This is a genomic window from Paucibacter sp. B51 (assembly GCF_027863535.1).
Classification (GTDB): Bacteria; Pseudomonadota; Gammaproteobacteria; order Burkholderiales; family Burkholderiaceae_C; genus Paucibacter_A; species Paucibacter_A aquatilis.
The window spans coordinates 3,570,890-3,596,607 of sequence record NZ_JAPIVN010000001.1; the positions used below are offsets into that span (position 1 = coordinate 3,570,890).

General features: G+C 64.1%; 11 protein-coding genes and 1 pseudogene. 6 read left to right on the forward strand and 6 right to left on the reverse strand.

Features of this window, described 5'->3' with window-relative positions; translation table 11 throughout:
* Nucleotides 1-82: 82 nt before the first annotated feature.
* The 5 genes from OOB33_RS15300 to OOB33_RS15320 all read right to left on the reverse strand — a co-directional run bounded on the left by OOB33_RS15300 (nucleotide 83) and on the right by OOB33_RS15320 (nucleotide 16,161).
* Nucleotides 83-2,305 carry an HlyD family efflux transporter periplasmic adaptor subunit gene (locus OOB33_RS15300; RefSeq protein WP_271009314.1) on the reverse strand — a complete coding sequence of 741 codons (2,223 nt, stop codon included), beginning with the start codon at nucleotides 2,303-2,305 and terminating at the stop codon, nucleotides 83-85.
* Between the two features lie 4 nt (nucleotides 2,306-2,309).
* Complete coding sequence (locus tag OOB33_RS15305; protein WP_271009315.1) at nucleotides 2,310-3,677, reverse strand: efflux RND transporter periplasmic adaptor subunit; 1,368 nt, start codon at nucleotides 3,675-3,677, stop codon at nucleotides 2,310-2,312.
* Nucleotides 3,678-3,726: 49 nt separating this feature from the next.
* Nucleotides 3,727-13,722 (reverse strand): tandem-95 repeat protein, encoded by a 9,996-nt coding sequence (locus tag OOB33_RS15310; RefSeq protein WP_271009316.1) that lies wholly within the window; start codon nucleotides 13,720-13,722, stop codon nucleotides 3,727-3,729.
* A gap of 95 nt (nucleotides 13,723-13,817) precedes the next feature.
* On the reverse strand, nucleotides 13,818-14,531 hold the full coding sequence (locus OOB33_RS15315) for an efflux RND transporter periplasmic adaptor subunit (protein ID WP_271009317.1): 714 nt from the start codon (nucleotides 14,529-14,531) through the stop codon (nucleotides 13,818-13,820).
* A 133-nt stretch (nucleotides 14,532-14,664) separates the two neighbouring features.
* Nucleotides 14,665-16,161 carry a TolC family protein gene (locus OOB33_RS15320; RefSeq protein ID WP_271009318.1) on the reverse strand — a complete coding sequence of 499 codons (1,497 nt, stop codon included), beginning with the start codon at nucleotides 16,159-16,161 and terminating at the stop codon, nucleotides 14,665-14,667.
* Nucleotides 16,162-17,074: 913 nt separating this feature from the next.
* On the opposite strand from OOB33_RS15320, the pseudogene OOB33_RS15325 reads away from it, so the two are divergent.
* Nucleotides 17,075-17,206 (forward strand): annotated as a pseudogene (locus OOB33_RS15325) (transposase); the annotation flags it as partial.
* 89 nt (nucleotides 17,207-17,295) lie between these two features.
* On the opposite strand, the gene OOB33_RS15330 reads toward OOB33_RS15325, so the two are convergent.
* Complete coding sequence (locus OOB33_RS15330) at nucleotides 17,296-18,255, reverse strand: alkaline phosphatase D family protein (RefSeq protein WP_271009319.1); 960 nt, start codon at nucleotides 18,253-18,255, stop codon at nucleotides 17,296-17,298.
* Between the two features lie 615 nt (nucleotides 18,256-18,870).
* Here OOB33_RS15330 and OOB33_RS15335 point away from each other — a divergent pair.
* The 5 genes from OOB33_RS15335 (at nucleotide 18,871) to pepA (ending at nucleotide 25,714) form a co-directional block, all read left to right on the forward strand.
* On the forward strand, nucleotides 18,871-19,155 hold the full coding sequence (locus OOB33_RS15335; RefSeq protein ID WP_271009320.1) for a YlcI/YnfO family protein: 285 nt from the start codon (nucleotides 18,871-18,873) through the stop codon (nucleotides 19,153-19,155).
* Nucleotides 19,152-19,478 (forward strand): type II toxin-antitoxin system RelE/ParE family toxin, encoded by a 327-nt coding sequence (locus OOB33_RS15340; RefSeq protein WP_271009321.1) that lies wholly within the window; start codon nucleotides 19,152-19,154, stop codon nucleotides 19,476-19,478. The genes OOB33_RS15335 and OOB33_RS15340 overlap by 4 nt, the downstream gene beginning before the upstream one ends.
* Nucleotides 19,479-19,923: 445 nt before the next feature.
* Nucleotides 19,924-20,409, forward strand: a complete 486-nt coding sequence (locus OOB33_RS15345; RefSeq protein WP_271009322.1) for a hypothetical protein — start codon at nucleotides 19,924-19,926, stop codon at nucleotides 20,407-20,409.
* A 1,397-nt stretch (nucleotides 20,410-21,806) separates the two neighbouring features.
* Complete coding sequence (prsT, locus tag OOB33_RS15350) at nucleotides 21,807-24,584, forward strand: XrtA/PEP-CTERM system TPR-repeat protein PrsT (protein WP_271009323.1); 2,778 nt, start codon at nucleotides 21,807-21,809, stop codon at nucleotides 24,582-24,584.
* A 227-nt stretch (nucleotides 24,585-24,811) separates the two neighbouring features.
* On the forward strand, nucleotides 24,812-25,714 hold the full coding sequence (pepA, locus tag OOB33_RS15355; RefSeq protein WP_165794743.1) for a flocculation-associated PEP-CTERM protein PepA: 903 nt from the start codon (nucleotides 24,812-24,814) through the stop codon (nucleotides 25,712-25,714).
* Nucleotides 25,715-25,718: the final 4 nt, after the last annotated feature.

Genomic DNA, 25,718 nt, shown 5'->3' on the forward strand with positions numbered 1-25,718 from the left:
TTCACCGATAGGTCGCGCTTCTGGCAAGGTGAACTTGTAAGTTCCATTTGCCTTGCCGCACGTTACAACTGACGTGAATTGCTCAGAAGCCCAGCTCGCGCCACAGCAGCACCAGGGCGGCGCGGGCATAGCGCAGCCCCGGCGCCTCCCACTCGCCCTCGATCAGCACCTGGCCGCGCCAGCTGTGCGCGGCCATGCCGGGCGGCGGGGCGGATGCCTGCAGCACGACGCGGTAGACCGCATGCTCGGGAATGTGCTGGCCTTGTTGGTCGCGTGTGGCAATCGAGCCGCCCTGCGCCAGACTCAGCTCGGCGCCCGGCAGCTGGCGGGTGGCATCACGGTCGATCGCCAGCACCTTTAGTGCGATGGTCGGGCCTTCGAGGCCATCGGCCCGGAAGCGTCCTTGATTACCGACCTCAATGCGGCGCACCGCCTCCTCGTCCAGCCAGGTCTCAACCTGCCAGGCTTGCGGATTGACCAGCAGTGCCAGGCGCTCGCGCCGGGCCACCCAGGTGCCAGTCTGGAGCTCCGGGTTGATGTCGCGCAGCACGCCGTTGAAGGGCGCCTGCGGTCGGTACTGGGCCAACTCCGCCTGCAGATTGGCCAGCTCGGCCCGGGCTGTGTCTTCCTCCTGCTGCAGCACGCCGAGATTGCGGCGCTGCTCTTGATCCACGCCGGCCAAGCTGGCCTGCCAACGCAGCCGTTCCAGCCGTGCCTTTGCTTTTAGTTGGCGCAGCTGCAGTTCGGGTGAGTCCACCTCCAGCAGCAGCTGGCCGGCCGTCACCGGCGCGCCCTCGGTCCAAGGCAGGTTTTGCAGCCGCGCCCCGGCCGGCGCATACAGGGCCATCACCTGGATCGGCTTGAGCAGGCCCGAACTCGTCTGTCGCTGCGGCCAAGGCAGGATCAAGGCCAGCAGCAGCAGGCCCAGCAGAAGGAGCGGGCGGCGCCAGGCACTCGCCCATGCAGCCCAGGATGAGGCCTTGTCTGCTGTGCCTGCCCGCTGGCGCAGCAAGGCTGGCCACAGCTTGATCTCGCGCCACAGCGGCAGGGCGACGAACCAGAGCAGCTCCAGCACAAAGAGCAGCACCCCGACCGCTTTGATGAAGAAGCCGTAGACCAGCACGGCGATGCCGAGAAAGACCACCAGTCGGTACAACCAGGTGGCGTAGGCGAACAGGATCAGGCCGCGCCGGCGCTGCCGGCTGAAGGTCTCGGGCGGCGGCAGGCCCAGTTTGAACAGGTGCTCCCGCAGCTGCCAGCGCGCCAGCGCAAAAGCTCGGCCATGCAGATTGGGCATGTCGAGCGCGTCGGACAGAAAAAAGTAGCCGTCGAAGCGCATGAAGGGGCTGCTGTTGATAGCCACCGTGGTCAGCCAGGTCGTTGTGGCCAACATGAAGGCGGCAGAGCGCAGCCCACCGTCCGGTAGCAGGCTCCAGGCCAGGGTGGCCCAGACGGCGATCAGCAACTCGGTGGCGATGCCGGCTCCGGCCACGGCCAGGCGTTGTCTGGCGTTGCGCAGCTTCCAGACTTCGTTGGTGTCCGTGTAGGCCATGGGCCAGAGCACCAGAAAGGCCAGGCCCATGGTCGGCACCCGGCAGCCATAGCGCTTGGCGGTGAAGGCATGTCCCAGCTCGTGCATCAGCTTGGCCCCGCTGAGGGCCAGGCCGTAGCCCAGCAGACCGCCCCAGGAAAAGGTGTCGACCAGGGTGGCCGAGAAGCGGCCCCAGTCGCGGTAGACCTCGACCAGGCCGATCAGCAGGGCCAGCAGGCTGAGCCGGGCAAAGCCGCGGCTGTACAGCGGCGCCACCCAGGGCAGGGCGCGGTCCAGCCAGCGGTCCGGTCGGGCCAGAGGGATGCGGAAGAACAGATAGTGGTGCAGCAGCCAGGTCCAGGCATTGCCGCGTGCGCGCTGCAGGCGCGCCGCCAGCTGCTGGGCGCTGTCGGCGGCGCGCGGCTGCACCAGCTGGTTGTCGATCAGGAACTGGGCGAAGGCCTGCACATCGGCGGCTTGAGGGCGCAGCGTGGTGCAGGCCTGTACATCGTCGGCAATCCGTTGCAGGTCATCGAGCGCCCAGCGGCTGAGGATCTCGAAACTCAGCCAGTCGATGCGGAAGAACTGGTGACGCACCGGATCCTGCAAGGTCCAGCTGGGTTGACCGTCGGCCAGATCGGGTCCGGGGTGCAGGGCCAGTTCCTCGCGCAGCAGCGGTAGCCTGGGCGCGCCGCCCGGCTGGGGCGGCTCGTGTCGCAGTTGCGCTGCCATCGAGCCCGACGTCGGCATCAAGGTGGAGCTGCGGTTCAGCATGCGCTCACCAGCCTAGCACCTGGCGCAGCAGGGCCAGCGGGCGGCGCAGCACCCAGTAGATCAGCGGCACCCGCTCGCCGGACAGCTTGGCCGTGCCCTTGAGGCCGACCCGGTGCTCGGTGGCCTGGTCGAGCCGGGCGCGCACCCGGTAAGCATAGCGCCCGTCGGGCCGCTGCACCGCTTCGAAGGCCATGTAGCGCAGCTTGGCCTGAATGGCCTGCAAGGGGCTGGCGTTCAGGTAGAGGCGGACTTCGGCCTGCTCGGGCAGCGGGATGGCGTCGCCGAGGTCCAGCCAGGCTTCCAGCTCGACGTCGCCGGCCCGCGCCAGCCGCATGATGCGTTCGCCGGTCGAGACCGGCCGGCCTATCCATTCGCTGGGGTCGTCGAATAGCACGATGCCGTCTTCCGGTGCCAGCACATGGGCGCGCTCCAGCTGCCCTTGCAGATACTCGGCCTCCGCCCGGCGCTCTTCCACCTTACCCATCAGCGGCGCCAGCTGGGCCTTGTAGCGGGGGTCGGAGACGGCCAGCTGGGCTGCTTGGCGGTACTCGGCTTCGGAGCCGGCCAGCGATTGCCGGGCCACCTCCAGCCGAGCTTGCAGGGCCGCGTCGTCGAAGCGGAACAGCGGCTGGCCGGCTTTCACAGCCTCGTTCGGCTTGACCTGGAAGCTGCCCAGCACACCTTCCAGCGGCGCGCGGATGACGGCCGGCCTGGCCGGCACCAGCTCACCCGGCGCCAGAACGCTGAGCCGCACCGGCAGTAGCGCCACTCCGGCCGCCAGCAAGAGCCAGCGCAGCCGCGGGCGGCGCCACCAGGCGCGCGGCGTTTCGGCCGCGTCTTGATGCTTGCCGCCAGTCAGTCGGCGCCACCAGCCGCCCTCGGTACGCGGACCGGCTGCGCGCCAGGCATGCGTCCAGATGGCAGCCCATTCCAGCAGACTGGCTTGTTCCTCGGTCGACCAGGCCGGCTCGCGCAGCAGCAGCAGACCGCCCAGGCCGTCCAGCAGCGGCAACCACAGGCCTTGGGCCGGCAGCCAGTCGGCCCACTCGCTGGCCAGCTCAGGCGGCAGTGAGTCGGCGGTGACCGTGCTCGGCTCGACACCGGTCTGTGCGGCCAGATGGCCGCACAGACGCGCCAGATAGTGCACATAGGGCGCGTTGGCCTCGATCTGCACGACCCCGGACAGAGCGCGCACGCCGCCCTCGCGCAGCCACAGCGCGCTCTGCCGGTAGGGTGCCAGCTGCAGGCTGTCGTTGACGGCTAGAAAGCCCAGCACCGCGCGGCTGCCGGCCTGCCGGGCTCGGCGTGCCAACTCCAGCAGGCGCTCCGCCGAGCTGGTACCCGACGCAGGTCCTCCCTCAGCTGCCGTCATGCCGGAGTGGATGCGCCATCGGCGTCAGCCTGTTCAATGATGGGCAGCATCAGGCAGCGCTCCGTGATGACGCGGCCACGGCCCGCTCCAGTGGCTGGCCGCGGCCGGCCATGCGGATCTGCTCGCTGAAGCTGGCCCGACCGCTCGGCTTCAGCTGCGACAGCGGCTTCTGCTGGGCGTCGCGCTTGTGGGCGTCCGTTTGCGGTTCGCGCGGCTCGCTGCCGTCGAATTCGAAGCTCAGTTCGTCTGCCGGCAGCGCATCAGGCTCGGTCTGCAGCTCGCCAGAGTTCAGGTCCGCCGCGGGCATGCTGCGGCCCGAAGTGGCCGCCCCGGTGCCGACGCTGACCGTGATGCGGAAGATGGCGACCACCTCGCGCCCGTCCTGGTCACGCGCCACCACCCGTACGCTGAGATCGCCGCGCAGCCCCCGCGGCGGTGTGCCGTTGAAGCTGCCATTGCTGGCATTAAAGCTGAGCCAGGCCGGCAGCGGCTGACCATTGACCTGGCTGGCCGCAAGCTGCACGACGGCGCCTGCATCGGTATGAGCAAATGCATCGGCCGGAATGGCGAAGCTGAGTCTGCCGCCGCTGGTGATGGCCTGGTCCGGCACGCCCTTGAACAGCACCAGGGCCGGCTGATCGGCCTGGGTGACCGCGATCTGGAAAGCGCCGCCACTGCCGCCGCTGCTGGTCAGCACCGGGGCCGCGCTGTTCGGCGTGCCGGTGGCGACGGTGTCCCGGGCCGGCGCTGCGGTGACCGGGCCGCTCGGCTGTGTCGCGGCCGCTGGAGCGGCGAGCGGTGCCGGTGCAGGTACCGGTGCAAGCGCTGCCGGAGCCGGCGCTGGCGCCAGATCGACCGGCAGCGGCTGCACGGGCAGGAGAGGCTGCAAAGGCTGCAGCGGCGAGGGCAGGTTCGGCGCGCCGGGGCGGGTGTCCTGGGTCAGGCCGGTGTCCACGGCCGGTGGCAGGCTGGGGGCGGGCACCGGTGCTGGAGCCGGCACAGGTGCGGGCGGAGCCGGTGGCGGCGGGGCCGGCGGCGGCTCGGGTACCGGCGGAGGCGGTGCCACCGCCGTGATCGCGATCTGGAACTCGCTGCTGGCGGTGGCGCCGCCACTGTCGCTGGCCGTCAGGCGCAGGCGCAGCAGGCCGCTGTCCGCCGTGCCCGGCGTGCCGCTCAGGCTGCCAGTGGCCGGGTCGAAGCGCAGCCAGGCGGGCAGGGGGCTGCCGTCAGCCAGGCTCAGGCTCAAGCTCAGCGGTGCTGTGCTGTCTGGGTCGCTGAAAGCATCGGCTGGCAAGGTCAGGGCTAGTGTCTGGTCCTGGCGGATCTCGACATTGGCCGGCAAGCTGCCAACGCGCGGGGCGTCATTGCTGCCCTCGGCGCGAATCAGCAACTGCTGGCTGCTGCGGTTCTGGCCATCGGACACGTTGATGCTGAAGCTCGCGCTGGCCAGCTCGGCCAAACCGTTGATGGCGTCTTCATTGGGCGTGAAGGAGTAGGCGCCGGTGCGGGTGTTCAGTACCAGGCTGCCCAGCGGGCCGCTCAGGCTGCTCAGCTCGCCTTGCACGGTGCCGCCATCCAAGCTGTAGGTCAGCGTCGCGCCTTCGGCGTCGCTTGCGGCCAGATTTCCAGTCATGGAGCCGAAGCTGTCTCGGCCGGGGCCATCGACCAGGCGCAGGGCCGGCAGCGCCTGCAGCTGCGGCGCGTCGTTGCTGCCCTCGAGCCGCACGCGCAAGACGGTGCTGCTGCTGTTGCTGCCGTCGGAGACGATCAGCTCGAAGCTCTCCTCTGCCGCGCTGGCCAGGGCATTGATGGCCGCGCTGTCGGGAATGTAGCGGTAGCTGCCGTCGCTGCTGTTGAGCACCAGGCTGCCGAAACGGCCGCGCAGCGTGCTAAAGCCGCCGGCCGTCGTGCCGCCGACTAGGCCGTAGCTGAGGCTGCCTCCTTCTGCATCGTTGACCGCGATGCGGCCCTGGATGTCGCCGAAGCTGTCAGCCGCGGCGGTGTCGCTGAAGACCAGATCAGCCGGCGCGCTGATCACCGGCGCGTTGTTGCTGGCACTGATACTCACGGTGAAGACGGCACTGCTCTGCGCGCTGCCATCCGTGACCTGCAGATTGAAGCTCTCGCTGGCATCGGCGCTCAGGCTGGTGATGGCCTGCGCATCCGGCGTGTAGACGTAGGCGCCGGTCGCGGTGTTCAGGCTCAGGCTGCCGTAGCGGCCTTGCAGGCGGCTGATGCCGTCCGTCGTGACGCCGCCGGCAATGCTGTAGCTCAGACTGCTGCCGGCATCGCCGTCACTGCCTTGCAAGTTGCCGCGGGTCGGCTGCAGCTCTTGCGGCGTCATGCGGTCGTTGTACTGGGCGGCCTGCGGGGTCGGCAGCTGGGGCGCGTCATTGCGGCCGCTGAGTTGCACGTCCAGGTTCAAGCTGCTGCTGCCACCATTGCCGTCGCTGACGCTGAGCACGAAGCGCTCGGAGGCATCGCTGAGCAGGCCGTTGATGGCCGCGTCATTGGGGCTGTAGCTGTAGGCGCCGGTGCTGGTGTTCAGACGCAGCGTGCCGTAGCTGCCGACCAGGGTGCTGAAGCCGCCGGCAACGGTGCCGCCCTGCAGGCTGTAGCTCAGGCCGCCGCCTTCTGCGTCGCTGGCGCTGAGGCTGCCGTTGCTGGCCGCGAAACTGTCGTTCGCTGCCGTGTCCTCGAAGCGCAGCGGCGCTGGTGCCTGCAGCTGCGGGGCATCGTTGCCAGCCGTCACATTGACAGTGAAGCTGGCGCTGCTGCTGAGCTGCCCATCGGAGATGCTGATCGTGAAAGTCTCGCTCGTGTTGCCGGCCAGGGCGTTGATGGCTGCATTGTTGGGCGTGTAGCTGTAGGCGCCGGTCGCGGTGTTGACGCTGAGGCTGCCGTACAGGCCTTGCAGCACGCTGAAGCCGCCGCTGCTGCTGCCACTGTTGATCGCATAGCTGAGCGTGCTGCCAGCGTCTGGGTCGCTGCCGGCTAGGTTGCCGGTGCTGGCGCCGAAGACGTCGAGCCCGGCCGTGTCTACATAGCTGATGCTGACCGGGTTCAGCTGCGGCGTCCGGTTGGCTTTGACCAGATTGACCACATAGCTGGCCGTGCCGGTCGCGCTGCCGTCCGACAGGGTCAGAGTGAAGGTCTCGCTGGTGCTGGCCACCAGGGCGTTGATGGCCGCCGCATTGGGTGTGAACACATAGGCGCCGGTCGTGGTGTTGACGGCCAGGCTGCCGTGCACGCCGACCAGTGTGCTGAAGCCGCCGGCCACCGTGCCACCGCTGACACCGTAGCTCAGCGTGCTGCCGACTTCGCGGTCGCTGCCGGCCAGGTTGCCGCTGGCGCTGGCGAAGCTGTCGTTGGCCTCGGTATCGGTGTAGCTGACCGGGGTCGGCGCCGTCAGCACCGGGGTGTCGTTGGCGGCCGTCAGATTGACCGTGTAGCTGGTGTTGACGCTGCTGTTGCCATCCGACAGGCTGATGGTGAAGGTCTCGCTGGTGTTGGCGCCCAGCGCATTGATGGCGGCGCTGTCCGGCGTGAACACGTAGGCGCCGGTGGCGGTATTGACTGACAGCGTGCCGTAGCTGCCGGCCTTGCTGCTGAAGCCGCCGGCCAGGGTGCCGCCGCTGATGGCGTAGCTGAGCGCGCCACCCTCGGCGTCGCTGCCGCCCAGACTACCGTTGACATTGGCGAAGCTGTCGTTGGCCGCGGTGTCGACCAGGTTGGCCGCGGCCGGCGTGGGCAGCAGCGGCGCGTCATTGGCGCCGGTGAAGTTGACGGTGTAGCTGGCCGTGGCACTGCTGACGCCGTCAGACACGCTGACGGTGAAGCTCTCGCTGCCATTGGCCGACAGGCCGTTGATGGCCGCCGCATTCGGCGTGTAGACGTAGGCGCCGGTGCTGGTGTTGACGCTCAGCGTGCCGTAGCTGCCGACCAGGGTGCTGAAGCCGCCGGCCACCGTGCCGCCGGTGATGCCGTAGACCAGGCTGGCGCCCGCGTCGACGTCGGCGCCGGCCAGGCTGCCGCTGTCATTGCCGAAGCTGTCGGCGGCGCTGGTGTCGACATAGCTGGCCGGGGTGACGGCGCCAAGGCTCGGCGCATCGTTGACGGCGCTGACCACGATGGAGGCGCTGCCGCTCGCGCTGGAGAAGGCGCTGCTGCCGCCATTGCTGGCGGTGCTGACCTTTTGCGCGCTGCCGAAAGTCGAGGCCGTGCCGCTGCTTTGGTCCCAGGCGCGGTAGGCGAGGGTGGCGGTCTCACCGTTCTGCCCGTCGGGCAGATAGCGCAGGCGGCTGCTGGCGCTCAGCAGCAGGGCGCTGTTGCCGGACACGGCGCCGACGGCCGCCCAGTTCGTGCCATCGGTCGAGTACTGCCAACTGCCGTTGCCGCTGCTGGCCGTCAGGGCCAGGCCGGCGAGGGCGCCGCTGTCCACATCGGCCCAGCCGCCGCTGGCCAGAATGTCGGACACCAGGGTGCCGGCGCTGGCCGTGTCCTCGTCGGTGCCGGTGAAGACATGGTTGACCCCGCCCAGCGTCGGCGCGTCATTGACGGCGGTGACGGTGATCAGCGAGTTGACCGTGCTGCCGGCCAGGCCACCGTCGTTGTTGCTGCTGGAGCCGCGCACCGAGAAGCCAGCGCTGCCATTGAAGTTGGCCGTGGGCCGGAAGTAGACCGAGGTGCTGATGCCGGCGCTGGCGATGAAGCTGCCCTCGGCGATGACGCTGGTGTAGCCCGCATCGTTGTACAGCGTGCCGCCGCTGATGGCGCTGAGCTTGTAGAAGGCATCGGTGCCGGAGATGGTGATGGCGCCAGAGTCGCTGTCTTCGTTGATGGTCGGGCTGGCCACGGCGATGCCGGTGGAGATGATGGCGTGCACCAGGGCGCCGCCGAGTCCGCCGTCGTTGTTGCTCAGCGAGGCCTGGGCGTCGAAGCTGCCGTCGCTGGCGCCGCTGGGCGTGAACTTCAGGCCGGCGTTGCCCTGGGCGAAGGTGATGAAGCTGCCCTCGCTGACGACGGTCGTGCCGTCGTTCAGATACAGCGTGCCGTTGCTGATGCCGGTGATCTTGAAGTGGCTGACCTCGGCGCCGTCGGCGGCATTGCGGCTGAACACCAGGCCGCTGCTGCTCTGCGTGGCCGGCGTTGTTGCTGCGCCGGTGACGCTGGGCGTGTCGGCCACGGCATTGAGGTTGAGGGTGACGGTGTCGCTGTCATTGAGCGTGCCCGCTCCGTTGTCGCTGCTGCTGATCGTCAGCGTGGCGTAGCCGGCGCCAAAGGCATTGGCCGTCGGTGTGTAGCTGACCGAGGCCAGGGCAGCCTGAACCTGGGCGGCCGTGCCGACGATCTGCACCGAGTTCGTGCCGTCACCGCTGATGCTGGCGCCGCCGCCGAGCGTGACGCTGAGGCTGCCCTTGCCGGCGCCGACCGAGAGCACCGTGGTCAGGATGCTGCCGGCATCTACATCGCCGACCGAGAGCGCATTGCCATTGCCGACCGAGAAGACCCGCACGGTGTCTTCGTTGAAAGTCTGGGCGCCGGGCACGGTGTTCACCGGCGCTTCGTTGACATTGCTGAGATTGATGGTGATGGTGGCGGTGGAGTCGGCCGTGCTGTCGCCGTCCTCGTCGTCCACGGTCACGGTCAGGCTGAAGCTGGGGTTGCTCTCGTAGTCCAGGGCTGCCGCATTGGCCACGGTGATGGCGCCGGTCGCGGCATTGATGGCGAAGGCGCCCCCAGTGTTGCCGCCGGTGATGGCGTAGTTCAGGCCATTGGTGTCGCCGGTGGCGGTGACGGTGGTGACGGCCGTGCCATTGCCGCTGTTCTCGGCCAGGCCAGCGCTGGCGTTGCTGATCACCGGGTTGATGTCGGTGGTCGTCACCGTGATGGTGCGGGTGGCCGTGCCGCCATTGCCGTCGCTGACCTGCACGGTGAAGCTGTCGCTGCCCGAGTAACCGGCGGTCGGTGTGTAGGTGATGGTGCCGCCGGGGGTGATGTCGCCGCCGCCGGAGCTGGCCGTGGCTGCGCTGAAGCTCAGCGTGCCATGGCTGGGTGCAGCGCTTTGCGACCAGACCAGGGTCTGGCCGCTGTCGGCGTCGCTGGCATGCAGCAGGCTTTTGATGTCGGCCGCGCCGGAGTTCTCGTCCACCGTCAGGGTGGTGGTGGCGCCGACAAAGCTGGGCGCAAGATTGGGCGGGGTGGCGGCGCTGAGGTTGATGGTGTCCAGTGCCAAACCCACGCCGCCGCCCGTGGTGGCGGTGAATCGCACCGTGTCGATATTGTTCCAGGCACTGCCAAAGCTCAAATTGCCACCGTTGTAGACGGCGGAGCCCTTGCTGTAGACGATCGCCGAATTGCCGGCCCCGTACGTGGCGCCCTGCGCGAAATTGAAGCCGGTCACCTGCGCCACCATCGTGCCGCCGGACCCGCCTTGATAGCCGGTGATGGTGAAGTTGCTCGGGAAGCCTCCTATGATGTCCCCCGCATTGGCGGCCAGCGAGATCAGCCGGAAGTCATCGGCGAGGCCCAGGGAGCTGAATTGAAAGTAGGTGATGCTCCCGCTGGCTGAGCCCGTATAGTCGTTGATGATGGCTTTGCCAGTGAAGTTGGTGAATGTCTCTGAATAAAAGCCATTCACGTCGTCCAGGACGTCGACTTGGGCTGGGCCATTGCTGCTGAACACGAGGTTGCCGATGGTGCGGCTGGTGCTGGTATTGCCATTGTTGCCGCTGGATTCGAAGTTCTGATCCGCCGGCTCGGCCAGATTGTTCAGATTGACCGTGACCGTTGCCGTCGCGTCGGCCGTGCTGTCGGCGTCCTCGTCGTCGACGGAGACCGTCAGCGTCAGGCTGCTGGCGGCCTCGTAGTCGAGGTCGGCGCCGGCCGCCACGCTGATGGCGCCGGTGCTGCTGTTGATCGTGAACAGGCCCTGGCCGCTGCCGCCGGTGATCGCATACATGAGGCCGTTGGTATCTCCCGTCGCGCTGATCGTGCCCACGGCGCTGCCGCCGGCCACGTTCTCATTGACGCTCATCGTTGCGTTGGCCAGCACCGGGTCGATGTCGTTGACTGTGACAGTGATGGTGCGCGTGACCGTGCCGCCACTGCCATCGCTGACCTGCACGTTGAAGCTGTCGCTGCCGGTGTAGCCGGCGGTCGGTGTGTAGGTGATGGTGCCGCCGGGCGTGATGTCGCCGCCGCCGGAGCTGGCAGTGGCAGCGCTAAAGCTCAAACTGCCATGGCTGGGCGCCGAGCTTTGCGACCAGGTCAGCGTTTGGCCGCTGTCGCTGTCGCTGACGTGCAGCAGGTTCTTGATGTCGATGGCGCCGCTGTTCTCGTTGGCGCTCAGCGTGGTGGTGGCCCCGACAAATACCGGGGCTGCATTCGGGGGCAGCAGGACGCGGCCTTCCACGCCTTTGTTGCTGGCACCGTCCGAGCTGTTGTCGGTCCAGACGGCGGCAAAGCGATCGCTGCCGACGCCGGTCAGCGCGACCGTGTTCTGGTGGCCGCGGCGGAACTGGTTGATCTCGAAATCACTGCCGTCCACGGCCACGCCGGTTGCCGAGAAACGGCGGCCGAACAGGCCCGACTCGTCGTAGTCGCCGGTGTCGGCCTGCCAGCCGATAACGAAGCCGCCGCCTGACAGGGCGGCAATCGTCGCTGCGTCCTTGTAGGTGGCGGCTGTGCTGCTGGTATTGGCTTGGGTGATGCTGCCCTGGGCCGCGCCGGCATTGTTGTAGCGCTGGAAGTAGATGTCGCACTGTGCGTAGCCAGCGTCGTAGGCGCTCCAGGCGACGACGAAGCCGCCGCCGCTCAAGCCGACTACCTTCGCGGCCGGCAGTCCGCTGTTGGCCACGTCGGAGGAGGCCAGGCCGTCGTTGGTGACGTCGATGACGGTGGACGGCGCGCTGCTCACCACGGCCTTGATGTTGTAGCTGTTGCTGTCACCCCAGGCCAGCACGTAGCTGCCATCGCTGAGTGCGGCCAGGCTGGGACTGACATTGCCGCCGCTAGCGTCCAGGCTCAGCTCACCGCCGTTTTTGCTGCCGTCGGCGGCATTGAATTTCTGGGCCTGGACGCCGGCGGCGGTGGTCCAGGCGATGACGAAGGAGCCATCGCTCAGCGTGGCCATCGTCGGCGCGGCCTGATCGCCGGCGTTGGCGGTGTTGGCGATCAGCTGGCTACCCACCGTGCCATTGGCTTCGACGATGCGGTAGCCGATGTCCCGGCCAGTGCCGGTCGTCGTGTACGCCACGGCGAAGCGGCCGCCGTTCAGCGCGGTGACCACCGGCGTGATCTCGTCCACGCCGTTGCCGGCGGTGGTGATGGCGAACTCCGCGCTCAGCGGCGCGCCCATGGCGTCGTAGATGCGGGCATAGATGCCGTTCTGGCCAGCGGCCTCGCCGCCCTGGCCATCGCTCTGCCAGACCGACACGAAGTTGCCATTGCTGAGCGTGGTCACGCTGGCATTCGTCTGGTCGCGGGTGCTGGTGCTGCTGACATCCAGGTCGTCACCGAAGTTCAGGTCCTGCGAGGTGGCGGAGACCACGGTGTAGGTCAGGGTCTTGGCATAACCTTGACCATTGATTGGGTTGTTGCTGTTGTCTGTCTGATAGCGGTCGTAGTAGCGGGCGGTCACTGTGACTGTTTGTCCCACGGCTGGTAGCACGCCCGTGCCCATGCTGAGGGTGGCTGTGTTGCCATTGGCCACGGGAGCGATCGTGAACAGATTGCTGTCCGACTGGCTATCGATGACCCAGACGCCGCCCGTGGTGTAGCCGATGTCGGTGGGGGTCAGCGTGGCCACCACCATGCTCTGGCTGGCGTCCGACAAGACGTAGTTGCGGTTGCTGCCGATGTCGGTTGGTGCAGTGTCCGGGCCCACGAACATGCCTGACGTCGTGGTGGAATTGGGAACGCCCGAAGACTGGTAGCCGATGAAAAAGGAATTGTTCGTCGTGGCATTGCCGGGCTGGCTGTCGACAAAGCGCCAGGTCGTCCCGGCCACGGTGATGTAGGAGCTGAAGTTGCCGTCGTAGTTGTAGGTTGTCCAGGAGGCGCCGCCATTGCTGCTGTACTCGAAGCTGCCGCGGTTCAGCGTGCCGCCACCATATGCAATCGTGGTCGTGGGTTGGGTGCCCTGGCCTGGGATTTCGCAGGTTCCAAAGCTCCAGACGTCGCTGATGCCTCCGGGCCGAACATAGACCGAGGTGTTACCTGTGCCCGGATTCGCCACCCGCGGCGCAGGCAGGATGGCGTCGTAGGCAATGTTGCTGATCGGCTGAGTGTCGGCCACATCACCGGACTTCGATTCGAGCACCCAGTTGCCTCCCAGTGCCGCCGCGCCCGTGGCGTCGACAGAGGCCGCCACGTCGGCCTGGGTGGCGCGCGCAATCGCGAACACAAAGGCCTGACCTTCCGCGCCGGCGGCAATATTGCAGCCATACAGCAGTACATCGCCCTGAGGAGCCAGGCTGGCACCGATGGCGGCCAATTTGTCGGCATGGGCGGGCATGTTCTCGCTGGTCAGGGTCACCGAGCCCAGGCCCAGCACGCCCTTGGCACCGTGGGAGAGGATGTGAAGGGCATCGATATCGTTGCGCCCGGCCAGCGCTGCTGCAATTTGCGCCAGTCCGTCCTGGGTGGAGTCCAGCACATGCACTTCGGTGCCCGGCTTGAGCCCGTCCAGCAAGGTCTTGTAATTTGCGACATTGCCCTCGACGAACACGATCTCGTTTCGTTGCCCGGCTGCCCCTTGGTCGACCGGCGCAGCCCGAACGGGCTCCGACAATGTCCTTGCCGCCTCGGCAGCCGGCTCCGCCTGGTGCTCGGCTTCGACGACAGTGGCCATGCCCGCACCGTCGAACATCAGGCGCGCTTCCAGTGCCAGCATCTGCGGGCGTGCTTGTAGGATCTGCCGCGGCCCCTCGGCCGGGGCTTCACACCGGCTGCTGCAGCGCTTGCCGCGGCCTTTCACGTGCTCGCCGACCGCGACGAAGGCCTGAGTGACTTCGTTCCAGATGGAGTTGTAAATGCGGTTCATGCTGAAATCTCCGGCAAGTGGACAAGGACCGCTGGGTGCGCTGCGGGGCTTGCGTGAGGCTTGCTTGGTCCCTGTGTTGGAGCGTGCGCGCCGCCTTACTGGCCGGCCGGCGCGACGATGCTGACCCGGCCGCTCATGCCGGCGATCAGCTCCGGGTAGCGGCCGCTGATGTTCGCCACCAGACGCACCGACTGGCTGACCGGATCGACCCGCGCGGCGATGCGCTGGACCTTGGCCGGGTAGCTCTTGCGGGTCTCATCGATGCCGACCTGGAAGACATGGCCGACCTTCATCCAAGCCAGCCATTTGCTGGGCACCAAGAATTCCAGTTCCAGCACGCTGTCATCGATGATGTCCAGAATGGCCTGGCCCGGCTGGATGTACTGCTGCTCGCGGGCCTTCTGCTCTGCCACCCGGCCCGAGAAGGGCGCGGTGATGCTGCACTTGGCCAGCATGGTGCTCATGGCGGCGAGCTCGGCCAGGTTCTTCTGCACCTCGGCCTCGGACAGGTCCAGCTCGACCCGGCCCACCGAGTTCAGCTCGGCCAGGCGCTTGTTGGCGGCCCAGCTTTTCTCGGCGCCGACCAGGGCAGCACGTGCCTTGTTCAGCTGCGCCTGCTGCAGCGAGCAGTCGAAGCTGATCAGCACCTGGCCTGCGCGGAATGTGCCGCCGTCCTGCACCGGCAGGCGCTGGATCTTGGCGCCGATCTCGGCGGCCAACGTGGTGTATCGATGCGGCGCCAGCTGGGCGCGGATCTCTCGCTGCTCCAGGCTGGGCTTGGGTGCGGTCGTCGCTGAGGCAGTCGGCATCGGCGCGGGCGCTTGCGCAAGCGCAGGCATCGGTGCCACGAGCAAGACGGCGGCCAGGGCACCCGAGGATCTCAGGCCCCGGCCGAAGTGGCAAGAAAAAACATTCATCCGGATGGCCTGCTTGGTGACCGTCTCAACTGGCCGAGGCCGGAGCGGCGACCTCGCTGTGGCTGGGCAGATCGCCGGCCTCCCAGCGCTGGATCGCAGCCGCGATGGCCGCCTTCAGCTCGGCCAGACTGGCCTCGTGCACGCTGCCCAGCTGCGGCTCCATGCCCAGGGTGGCCTGCAGCCGGCTGGCCGCGGCATGGGCTTGCGCCAGTGACTGGTAGCGGCGCAGCTGGCTCAGGATGGCGGTGGTGTGGTTGGCCACCGTCTCCAGCTTGCTGGACGCTTGGGCCTGCTCTCGGTTGCTCATATGGGTCTTGATGCGGTCGTCGACGACCCAGATCGCGTTCGAGCGCTGGTATTGCTGCAGCGCATTGGCGTACTGCAGGCGGGCGATATGGACCTGGGCCAGCAAGGCCATCTGCGCGGCCACCCGGCGCTGCTCAGCCAGCGTGACCCCGGCCTCGGCCAGCTTCCGCTGCGAAGGCATTGAGAACAGATTCAGCAAATTGAAGGACAGCTGGGCACCGGCGGCGTTCCAGTTGTCGTGTACCAGGTACTTGTCGTTGTCGTACTTCAGACCCAGATTCAGATTCAGATTGGGAAAGAGGCGCAGCAGCACCTTGCGCGCCTCATCGCTGGCCAGGCGGGTGTTGTAGAACTGCTCGCGCAGATCGGCATTGCCTGCGATGGCCGCGGCTTCCATCGCTTCCATTGGCAAGTCCAGCATGCGCCGGTTCAGCGCGCCGTTCGACTCCTGCACCTGCAGCTCCGTGCCGGACGGTGCATTGACCAGATGGGCCAGCTCGATGCGCGCGGTAGCCAGTTCCTGGTCGATCGATTCCAGCAGGCGCAGGTTCTCCAGCAGCTGGCGCTGGTAACGCAGCGAATCCAGCGGCGAGCGCAGGCGCTCGTCCTCCGCCTTGCGGGCGTCAGTCAAGGCGTCCTCAGCCAGGCTGATGGCCGACTTGACCTCGCCGCGCAGCTTCTGCGCGCTTGCAGTGCGCCAGAACGCGCTGCGAACGTCCTGAATCAGCAGATGCATGGCCTTGCGGCGGCGCTCGACAGCGATCAGCGCGCGGTCCGCGTTTTGCTTGGCGCCGTAGTAGGACAGGCCGAAATCCAGCAGGCTCCAGGTCAGGCCAAGATCGCTGGCCGTGTGGCTCTTGTCGCTGGAGATGAAGGGGTTGGCCAACGAGGGTTGACCGGTCACCGAGTCGACCGCCCTGCTAGTCGCGAACTCGCTGCGTGTGCTGTAGCCGGCCGATGCGACCAGCTTGGGAAGCATGTCGTAGCGGCTGGCGTCCAACTGGTTGAAGGCGATGGCTTCTTCCATCAGCCGTGTGCGTCGGTCCAGATTGAACTTCAGTGCCCGCGCGATCGCTTCCTCAAGGCTCAGCGGTCCCGTGATCGGATCGACGCCTTGCCGCGACTGAGTGCGATCCAGTGCGGCTTGTGATTGGATCTCGCCAACTTTCAGCGGCTCTGGCTGCACGCTGGCGCATGCCGCCATCAGAGCGGCCATGCCGAGCACACTGGCGAACTGCCAGGGCGAGCGACGCTGTGCTTTGCCCTTCGCTGCTGCTGCCGATCGAATCTGCCCAACTTCGAGACCTTCAGATTCAGTGTTCTTCTGTCGAGCAACTGATGAAGGGCTGCAGGCAACAAATCTGACCATGGCAAGGCTCCACGTGAAGACGTCGAAATTGCAGCCTAGCACGCGGATAAATGTGCACCCTGTGAAAATGCACGACCGAGTTGGCTCAGTTTGACAACCAACGCAGGGCGGTCGCTCTTGCTTGTTGACCGTTGATGCGGTCCGGTGTAAGTCAGCTTGAGATGGTGGTCAGTTTGGCGACGGAGAAGCGGCTCCCAAGGGGTGGCATCGTCTTCGTCAGCGCCACAGCTCGGCATGAACCGCCTCCCATTCGGCCCAATTCGAGTCTTGCACCATCAGGCCGGGAAGTCGTTTTTCGCTGAGCGGCGCAACCTTCGCGGGCGGACGGACGCCGAGCAGGCCGTGATATGGCGCTGTCGGGTCCTGGGGCCTCAGAACAAACAGGCTGTCGCTGTTGGTTCGAATTCACAGTTCTGATGTGCCGGCATTGCGGCTGGTTGACATGGACGGGATGCTTCCAGCATCGCCTACGCGTGACCCGGCGCCACTTCACTCAGAAGGAGCAGCTTTTTTTGGGGGGGGCATTCGCCTGCAGAGCTTGTTGCCGATCTGGGGGTTGCGATTGTGTAGGGGCGCCAACTTGCTGATCTAGGGTCAGCCAGCCGGTCGAAGAATGGAAGCAATGAACGCGTCGGAATCCGAGTCCTCATTCTCATAGACCACCAGAGATCAGCTGCACTGGTCAAGTGTTCTGACCTGCGCCCATCCAGTCGTACCAACCTAAACGAGCAGGGGTCCGCAGTTCAGGAGAATCGCGGACATGAGAAAGAGCAAATTCACCGAGGAACAAATCATCGGGTTCCTCAAGCAGGCTGAGGCCCGCATGGCCGTGGAGGAGCTCTGCCGTAAGGGCGGATTCTCGGATGCCTCGTTCTCCGAGTGGCGGGTCCAAGCTCGGCAGCCTTGAGTCTGCCTGGTAGTGATGGTGCACCCTGGGCACCGTCTTTCTTATCCGCAGTAGCGCTTGAGGGTGAGCAGCCATCATGCTTGCATTTGCCAGCTGAGGCGGTCAATAGTGACAGGAGTCAGTGCTCCGGGCTGTCCGAAGCGGATCCATTGGCCACGCAGTGTGGCGGCGTCGATCTCCATCAAACCGAAGTTCTCGCAGTCGGTCCCCGCCCAGATCGCGCGGCGAATTGCTGCGCCCGAAGACGTGAAGTCGTACACCATGCGCCCGTTCTCCGTTGGTATGCGGTGGAAGTCGTTGGCGTGGATATCTCCCGATAGGCAGGCAATGCAGTACTTGTTGGCAAGTTCTCGCAGCCAGGCCAAGTCTTCGAAGTTACCCCACTGGTCGCCCTTGTGGGCCTCGACCACCGAGCCGCTTGCCACCAAATGCAGCGTGCCAACTGGTGCGGCACCCATAGCTGCCTCGATCTCGGTTCGCTGCACGCTGCCTAGTAGCGTACGGTTGACGCGCCAGCTGCGTCCATCCGTCAGGTGCAGATGTACAGGTGCGCCGTTTGGCACGTCCAGGATCACCTGTCGGTAGCCGGGGGCAGGCTCATTCGCATCCCACAACCGGGCATCACTGTCGTCGTCAGGAAATCTCTGTCGGCCCTCGAGATGAGCACAGTAGGCATTGAACAGCGCCCGCGATGCGCGGATCAAGCCAGCGTAGACTTTCTTTTGAATGGCCTTCTCCTCGTAGGATTCGTTCCAAAGAAAATCATGGTCATCCCAGATCGCGTAGGTGGGGACCGCTGCAATCAACGCGGCGAAGTCAGGCTGCGCCAGTTGGCGGCGGTACTTTGCTGCCACGAACTGAAAGAACTCGAAGTCAGCCATAGCCTTCGGGTGTGTCGGATGCGTCAGCTCATCGATGTAGATCGAATCACCGGTCAGCACTAGCGCGTCGGGCTTGAGCGCCAAGATCTGCTTCCAAACCGGTTGTTGCGGAAAGACTGTGGCGCTAAAGCAGGAGGTGAAGGCGATCTTCATGATGACGGGCTGTCTGTTCGCGTGGAGGTGGATCGGCAAGTGCTAAAGCGGTGTATTTGAGGTCGACTTAACGGGCCACTGGTCAACCGCTCTACCTGACCATGAATGGCATGCTCTCAAGAATCGGCTCTCAAACGCATCATCAATGTGCACCAAGGTGGCCTTGTGGAGGCAGGAGTCGAAGGCAAGACGGTGAGTCGCCGTTTGTGCAGACACTCCGAGGCAAGGTCCATCTCTGCAAAGCAATGGTCTAAGCATTGAACCGTGGATGGGTTCCGCAATATCGGGGCATACGGCGGGCGCAACCCTGTCACCACCTGAAGGTCGAAGACGGCGGTGGCCGGCCGCTCATTCGGCATTCAGCTGTAGGCAGCGCGCGCGATGCTGAAGGACGGCCGAGAGGTCGCGCGCACGTAGTGAGTCCGGGCTGTGCGCGCGATATCGCGAATGCGCTGTAACGACTATGGGCAGGACCACCTGATGGTGGGCAGCGCGGACCCCCATCGAGTTGAGGGCCAGCAATCACGCGCCTGGGCCTCCTGAATCGATAGAGGTCTCACGTTGGCAGCTTGGATGCAGATTGTCGGCGTAGCACGTTTGCTATACATTTGAGAAATGCGCTCTGCCAGCTTTCCCCCAATCCGCGTCGAGCCCGAGGTTCGAGCCGAAGTCGAAGCAGTCTTGCGGGACGGCGAGTCGCTGACCCAGTTCATCGAGGAGGCGGTCGTTGCGGCCGCAGCTTGGCGTCGCGTGCAAGCCGAGTTCGTCAATCGCGGCGAGGCGGCGATCGAGCGTTGGAAGCAAGAAGGCGGAGGCCGTACGGTCGACGAGGTCATGGCCGGCTTGCAGGGGCGCCTTGACGACGCGAAACGTCGAGCAGCTGACCGCACTGGCCGGTGAAGCCCGTCTACAGCGTCACGCTGCTCGAAGAGGCAGTTGTTGACCTTCAGCGCCTGGAGGACTTCGCCATCGAGCGCGAGCTCGCCAGTGAAACGCCTGATTGGACGACGCCTCAACGAGCGCTCGACGCGGTTAGTGAGGGGATGCGGCTACTGTCCTGGTCGCCTTTCACCTGCAGAAAGGCGGAACTGGGGAATGGTCGCTCGCGTGAGTTGATCGTGCCGTTTGGCAGCGCAGGCTATGTTGTGCTGTTCGAAATTATCGGCAATGACGTAGTCGTGGGCGCAGTTAGACACCAGCGCGAAGAAGACTACCGTCACTGAAATCGGTCCCTCGTCCGATTTGACTGGGTTTGTGGGTCAGCACCTATCGTTTGTTCTGTGTCAGCTGGCAGCTTCGTGCCCAAAGCGGAAATTCGCCGATCCGCGCCAACGGGCTGGCTGCGGACGGTCAGGCTAACGCTTTCCACTGTATGTCGTTGCCCATACCTGACGTCGGGCGATGGGCGGCACTAGCGATCACGATTGGCCCAAAAGTAAATGTCAGTCCCCGCCGGGGTAGTTCCGCTCAAGCATCGCCTTATCCGTTCTCACATGATAAATTTTGTGGTTGCAGGCGAGCGATGCGGTACTGATGCAACCGCGGCCAGGGCCCGTCCTTCTGGCTGATCGGCTCAACGGGCGCGACGCCCCCCTCTCCAAATCATCTGCGCCAACCTTGCTGAAAAACGCAGCACGGCGGGTAACGCCGCCGCATTTGGAGACTTGAATGAGCCATCATGAACTGCTGACATCCGTTCGGACGATCTATGTTCTCGCCGCCAAGCAAGGGCGACAAACATCGGGTGCCGCTGACTATTGGGCAATGCCTCTGAGCGGTTTGCACCGCGATGACTTGCATGCGGCCGTCACTACGCTGCGCAAGCAGCGGCTTTCGTCGGACTCACCCGAGGCCACAAAACGCTCGCTCAAGCCATCGGCGCTCTACGACACGTTGGCCCAGGCCCTTGGCGCGAAGGACTGCGACGACTGGATCCGTGATGGTGGGCACTTGTCACGGATTGTCAGTTGGCTCGCCGACAAGGGCATGCAGCATCCTCGTGACTTGATCCGTTGGGACCGATCGCCTCGAATGGCGGGCAAGCTCACCGTACGCCAAGTCTCAGATCGGCTGTTCAACTCGCGCAAGCCTCTGACCACTCCGCACTTGTCACAGGTCGCCCGCCCGATGTCGCAGGTCTGCCAGAGCCGCTAGTTGCTACTGCCCAGAACGAGGGGCAGTAGCGGATCCTGAGCTGATCGGCGCGGCACGAGGAAGGCGTGCCGAAGCCTGTCGTTCAACGGGTGTTGTGTAGTGCAGCGGCTCGCCGAGTTGGAATTGACGCGCCGATGGCTGGCGTAGAGGAGGGCGATGGACGCTGTAGTGGATTCAGCAGTGCGGCAGGGCCGGTTCATTGAGCCAGAACTGTCCCGAGTCAATAAAGCTTTTGTGTGATGGTCAATTTGACAGTCGGATCAACAAGACGAAAAAAGAGCCCGTGAAATCACGGGCTTTTTCTCTTTTCTGGCGGAGAGGGCGGAACACCTACCGTCGCCGATACCCTCGATATATGCTTCGCCAATGGAAGCGATACCGCCATGTGATCGCTATTCATGTTTCAGCGACAAGTGTTTGTTCACTGGGAAAGAAGTTGGCCAGCGCGTACATCCAGTGCCAGTGCTCGTTAGTCTGTCCAGCCGTGCTAGCGGACGGTACTGGTGACGGTATAGATACCGGCGTTGGCGCCTAGGCCTCCCTCATTTCCCAGGCGGGGCATTTGGGGTGGCGGTCGCGCCCACCGTTCTACCGTCTCTTCAGAGCAATCAAGCGAGCGGCAACCATGCCGTCTTGGGAGTAGAGATCACCGCGCTGCAAAAGAGGTGACAGCTGACCGCAAAGTGGCATAAACCTATGCCATCGACCCTTGGGTAGGGAAAGGCGCGGTCGTCCTGCTCAGTGATTTCGTGAATGGGCTCACCGCTGTACTTTGCAGGACAACATCCGACTTCACTTTCCACACTAACAAGCTGTTCATGGAACGGGCGGTGGCCCACATCTCAATCCCCGGCGCGATACAGATCTGTTGGTGCAAGACTACGCAGTGATTTGTGAAGTAACTCGCTATCCCTCGTAAGCGGAAGATGAACAATAATGCGGGGTAGCGCGGAATGTTCAATTCCCCCCGGCCCACCAATATCAGGGATTCGGTTGTTTTTGACCTTCCTTCATCAAGGCCCCTGCTGCACATCGCAGCAGGGGCTTTTTTTGCCTGGCGTCAGAGCCCGAGTGTATGAATGGTGCCTCGGGAGGGGCAATTGGCAGGGCTAGATCAACCCTTCTTGCATGTCCGGCTTGCTGCCATGCCTGTGCCCGTGGCACTTTTCACCCTTTGGTCATGCGGGCTGGCAATGGCACTGGATGCGGTTCAAATGCAGCGCTCAATCGACTCGCTGTGGCTGCGTGGATTGGCCTCAACAGGTCCGCCTCACGCCTGTGGTAGCGTGTCGCGCTTTGATGCGATCGTGACCCGGGGGGTGGTAGCTGGCCGTACGCATGCCGCGCCATCACGATTGCAGCTTTGGGTGTTTCCTGGATAGAAAAAGAGATTGCTTGTGAACAACAACTTTGCAAAGTCTGTGATTGGGTCCGTGGTGCTGGCTGCTGTGCTCTCTGGTTGCTCCAGTGAAACGCCTGAAAAGCTGGTGGGGTCGGCGAAGGGTTATCTTGAAAAGAATGACCGCAAGGCGGCTTTGATTCAGTTGAAAACGGCGATCCAGAAGAACGGTAATTTGTCTGAAGCTCGCTTCTTGCTGGCCAAGACCTTGTCTGAGATGGGCGATCAGGAGGGGGCTCTGATTGAGTTGAGCAAAGCCTCGCAACTGGGTTATCCAGACGAAGAAGTTCAGCCCTTGGAAGCGAGGGTGCTGATCCTCCAGGGCGAGATGGCCAAGATCGTAGAGAAATTTGCCAATCCGGTTCTGAAAGGGGCGGAGTCGCAGTCTGATTTGCTGACCTCCTTGGCGGTGGCGCATTCATCGCTCGGACATTTGACGGACGCGCGAAAGACGATCGATCTTGCGCTCAAGCTCTCGCCAAGAGATGTTCGGGCGCGTTTGACCGAAGCTCGTTTGCGCGCGGCTGAAGGGCGAGTCGACGAAGCCTTTGCGCAAGTCATTGAGCTGTCGCGTGAGCAGCCGAAGCGCAGTGACGTGGCGCTCTTGTTGGGGGAATTCCAAGAGGCCAAGGGAGATGTGCGGGCAGCAATTGCGTCCTATCGAAAAGCTGTTGACCTCGATTCGGTGAACTATGTAGCCCAAAGTCGCGCTTTGGCGGCGTTGATTGGGCAGCAGGATTACAAGGAGGCTCAGATTGTTTGGGAGTCGATGAATGCGAAGATCCCCAACAACCTCAATACTGCGTACTTCGGAGTCTTGCTCGCCTTTGAGCGGGGTGAGTTGAAGCTGGCGGAAGAGCGCCTCCAGCCCTTGTTGAAATATGGTGCTGCGAACGGCCGGGTCTTGTACTTGGCGGGTGCTGTGTATTTCCAGAAGGGTGCAATGACCCAGGCTGAGACCTATTTGGGTAAAGCCATGAGCACCAGCTTGGGTGAGGCGGCGCCAGGTGTTCGCACATTGCTGGCCCGTGTTTTGATTCGAATCGGCAATCCGGCCAAGGCCTGGGTGTTGATCCAGCCCTTGCTGGAGCGCTCGCCGGTGGATGCCGAAGCCTTGGCGGTGGGGGCTGAGGCCAGCCTCAAATTGGGGGAGTTCGCGAGGGCTGAGACACTGTTCAAGCAGGTGGTGCAGGTCAACCCGAACGATTCGCGGGCGCGGACCTTTTTGGCTGTCGAGCGCTTGAAGAAGGGGGATGTTGAGTCCGGGATTCAAGAGCTTCGGGCCATCTCCGAACGCGAGAAGGCTGTCACGGCAGACCTTGCCTTGATCAGTTCCTTGATCAGCAAGAAGGACTACGTGCGCGCCTTGGAGGCTGTGTCCAATCTGGAGAAGAAGGACCCCAAGAGCCCCGATGCGGCCAATCTGCGTGGGCAGATTGAGCTTCAGCGTGGCGATGTTGCGCGCGCGCGCGAGGCTTTTGAGGCTGCAATGAAGCTCGATTCACAGTCTTTCGTGGCAGCCCATAGCCTTGCGGATCTGGATGTGCGCAATCAGCGCGTGGATCTGGCGCTGGCGCGCTTTGAGCGCATGAGTGCCGAGAACCCGAAGAACATCAGCACTCGGATGGCTGTGGTGGGCCTTCGTGAGCAGATGGGAGCCAAGGCCTCGGACTTGATTGCTGTTCTGTCGGAGGTGGTCAAGGATCTTCCCGCGGAGGTTGCGCCGCGGGTGCAACTGAGTCGCTTCTACCTTCGCAGTGGCGACACGACCAAGGCCTTGGCTTTGGCGCAAGACACCATCACGCAATTGCCCAACCGCCCCGAGGGCTTGGAGTTGCTGGCGGATGCATATGCAAGCCGAGGTGATTTCATTCAAGCCGAGAACCAGCTGAGCAAGCTGATCTTGATGCAGCCCAAGTCGGTCAAGCCATTGTTGTCGCTTGCCAAGATGCATGTGGCCAACAACAAGTTCGATGCTGCAATTTCGGTGCTTCGTAAGGCCATGCTATTGCAGCCGGACAACCGGGATGTGCAGTCTGCACTGGTCTCGGTATTGGCAGGTTCAGGCAAGGCAGATGATGCCTACAAGTTGTGCCAGCAGATCCAAAAGAGTCATCCGAAATTGCCGCTGGGCTGGGCGTTGGCCGGTGACGTGGCTGCGTTCAAGAAGGACTGGGGTGCAGCTGTTGATTGGTATCGGAAGGCACTTCAGGTGGATGGGCGTCACACGGATGTGGCGATCAAGCTTCACAAGTCCCTGCTCATGGCCAAGGATGTTTCTGCTGCCGATTCGTTTGCTCAGCAGCGCTCTCAAGCCCTGCCGAACGATGCCATCTTCACCTTCTACCTCGGAGACGTTGCCCTGAGTCGAAAGGACTTCGCTCAAGCAGAGCGTTGGTACGGAGCGGTGCTCAAGATGCAGCCGGAGAATGTTGGGGCGCTCAACAACATGGCGTGGTTGTACAACAAGTCGAAACGCCCGCAGGCGAAAGAGCTGGCGGAGCGTGCTCAACGCTTGCAGCCGCGCAGCGCGGGCGTGCTGGATACCTTGTCTGAGATCCATTCGGATCAGGGGGACTTCGCCAAAGCGGTCGAACTTCAGCGCAAAGCCGTTGATTTGGATGGATCGGTTGCCAATTACCGACTCAATCTGGTCAAGCGACTGCTGGCGGCGGGGCAGAAGGATCAGGCCAAGTCCGAGTACGAGAAGTTGGGGCGCGAGCGGCCAGAGTACGCCAGGTCAGATGAATACCGGCAACTCGCCAAGAGCTTGTGATCCTTCAGGCGCTGCCTCCTTGGTGTGCGCCTGATTGGGGTGCTTGCAGTTTTTTTGGGGGGGCAGATTTGAGGGTGTCGGAAATTTTTACGGATGCCCTGGTTGTTGTGAGTTCTGTCCTCGGCCAAGTTTGTAAGTTGTTGATTGTTAAATGAATTTCATTGTTGGCACGCCAAGTGCTTGCGATAGGGCAGGGAATGTCCCAAACCTCTTTTGGAGAAACACTCATGAACGCAGCAAAGAAAGTCCTCGCCGGCTTTGGTTTGATGGCAGCAGTGGCTTCCGCCAGCGCCGCTACCTTCCAGACCCCCGATGGTCTCCTGAATAACTTCGGTGGCTTCGACTGGTCGTCGTCGTCGTCCGTGCTCATCAAGAGCTACGACATTACCGCGCAGAACATTGGCTCTGGCTGCGCTGTCGGCGCTTTCGGCCCCAACTTCACCGGCGGCTGCACTGGCACGTCTGATGTGATCGACGTGTTCTACAACTCCTTCGCTGTGGCTGTTCTGCAGGCTGGTGGTGGTAACTTCGTGCTGCCCAATCTGGTGCAAGGCACCGGTGGTGCTGGCTACGAGATCACCGTGCGCGCAAACTTCCAAGAGAAGGTGACGTGCTTGAACTACAACTGCTCGCTGGTGTCGATCACTCCGATCACCGGTACCTGGGGCATCTACCTGGACAACACCCCCGACGCAGCCCTGGTTAGCCAGTCTGGTTTTGGTGACGGCGATCAAATCTTGGGCGGTTCTTTCACCGGTGGTCAAACCGTGGCCGGCCCACAGGGCTTTACCAATCCGAGCAGCGGCCTGACCAGCGCTTCGGTGAATGGCACGACCAGCTACACCAACAATGCCTACATCTTGCCCAACCTGAACGGCACCACGGTTCAGTCGACCCTGGGCTTCCTGGGCGGCACCAACGGTACCTGGACCCAGCCGACTTCTTGGCAAGGTAGCGGCTTCGGCGTGGGCGGCAACGGTCTGCCGGTCGGCGACAACACCGCTTTCATCGGCCAAGCTGATGCCAGCCAGTCCTTCTTCTTCAGCGTGCCTGAGCCGACTTCGTTGGCTCTGACTGGTTTCGCTCTGCTGGGCCTGGGCCTGTCGGCTCGCCGCCGCAAGCAAGCTTGAGCTT

Coding starts and splice junctions, on each gene's coding strand:
- OOB33_RS15305 (WP_271009315.1), bottom strand. CDS start 3,677: ATGACGGCAGCTGAGGGAGGACCTGCGTCGGGTACCAGCTCGGCGGAG.
- OOB33_RS15330 (WP_271009319.1), bottom strand. CDS start 18,255: ATGAAGATCGCCTTCACCTCCTGCTTTAGCGCCACAGTCTTTCCGCAA.
- OOB33_RS15315 (WP_271009317.1), bottom strand. CDS start 14,531: ATGCCGACTGCCTCAGCGACGACCGCACCCAAGCCCAGCCTGGAGCAG.
- OOB33_RS15345 (WP_271009322.1), top strand. CDS start 19,924: ATGAGCCATCATGAACTGCTGACATCCGTTCGGACGATCTATGTTCTC.
- OOB33_RS15300 (WP_271009314.1), bottom strand. CDS start 2,305: ATGCTGAACCGCAGCTCCACCTTGATGCCGACGTCGGGCTCGATGGCA.
- OOB33_RS15335 (WP_271009320.1), top strand. CDS start 18,871: ATGCGCTCTGCCAGCTTTCCCCCAATCCGCGTCGAGCCCGAGGTTCGA.
- OOB33_RS15310 (WP_271009316.1), bottom strand. CDS start 13,722: ATGAACCGCATTTACAACTCCATCTGGAACGAAGTCACTCAGGCCTTC.
- pepA (WP_165794743.1), top strand. CDS start 24,812: ATGAACGCAGCAAAGAAAGTCCTCGCCGGCTTTGGTTTGATGGCAGCA.
- OOB33_RS15320 (WP_271009318.1), bottom strand. CDS start 16,161: ATGGCCGCTCTGATGGCGGCATGCGCCAGCGTGCAGCCAGAGCCGCTG.